Genomic DNA, 665 nt, shown 5'->3' on the forward strand with positions numbered 1-665 from the left:
CCGATGTTGGTCATGCACGAACCGATGAACACTTCGTCGATCTTCTCACCGGCAACGGTGGACAGCAGACGGGCGTCGTCCGGGTCGTTCGGCGCGCAGAGCACAGGTTCTTTGACGTCGGCCAGGTCGATCTCGATGATCTCGGCGTACTCGGCGTCCTTGTCGGCTTCCAGCAGTTGCGGGTTGGCCAGCCAGGCTTCCATGGCCTTGGCACGACGTTCCAGGGTACGGGCATCGCCGTAGCCTTCGCCGATCATCCAGCGCAGCATGGTGATGTTGGAGCGCAGGTACTCGGCGATGGCCTTTTCCGGCAGCTTGATGGTGCAACCGGCGGCGGAACGCTCGGCCGAGGCGTCGGACAGCTCGAAAGCCTGTTCCACGGTCAGCTCGTCCAGGCCTTCGATCTCCAGGATGCGGCCGGAGAAGGCGTTGATCTTGCCCTTCTTCTCGACAGTCAGCAGACCTGCCTTGATCGCGTAGTAAGGGATGGCATGCACCAGGTCACGCAGGGTGATGCCCGGCTGCAGCTTGCCCTTGAAGCGCACCAGTACCGACTCCGGCATGTCCAGCGGCATGACGCCAGTGGCTGCGGCGAAGGCCACCAGGCCGGAACCGGCCGGGAAGGAGATGCCCATCGGGAAGCGGGTGTGCGAGTCGCCACCGGT

General features: G+C 63.9%; 1 protein-coding gene. It reads right to left on the reverse strand.

Annotated features, from left to right (window positions below):
* Positions 1 to 665: aconitase family protein (locus F3I62_RS20060; RefSeq protein WP_256667844.1), on the reverse strand; the 665-nt coding region annotated here is incomplete at both ends.

This window comes from Pseudomonas sp. R-28-1W-6, from assembly GCF_009799925.1.
Lineage (GTDB): Bacteria > Pseudomonadota > Gammaproteobacteria > Pseudomonadales > Pseudomonadaceae > Aquipseudomonas.